The following is a 282-nucleotide window of genomic DNA, read 5'->3' on the forward strand; positions in this document are numbered from 1 at the left end:
GTTTTGGATACGCCTAAATATGGCTGTTTGTACATTCACGGTTCACTGTTGCCCCGCTGGCGGGGTGCAGCGCCGATTCAACGCGCAATTTCTACTGGAGATACCGAAACTGGGGTCACCATTATGAAAATGGCCGCAGGTTTGGATACGGGCGATATGATGTATACAACCTACTGCCCGATTGAAGCTCCAGATACCTCTGCAAGTTTGCATGACAAATTGGCACAACAAGGGGCCGAGGCGACGGTCAAAGTTTTAGCTTCTGAAAGCGTATTGCAGCAC

1 protein-coding gene is annotated in these 282 nt (G+C 50.0%); it reads left to right on the forward strand.

Annotated elements, in window-relative coordinates; translation table 11 throughout:
- The coding region (locus tag ACG9ZB_RS17220; protein ID WP_419326844.1) for a methionyl-tRNA formyltransferase at positions 1–282 on the forward strand (282 nt) is incomplete at both ends.

The organism is Acinetobacter johnsonii (genome assembly GCF_048551975.1).
Lineage (GTDB): Bacteria > Pseudomonadota > Gammaproteobacteria > Pseudomonadales > Moraxellaceae > Acinetobacter > Acinetobacter johnsonii_A.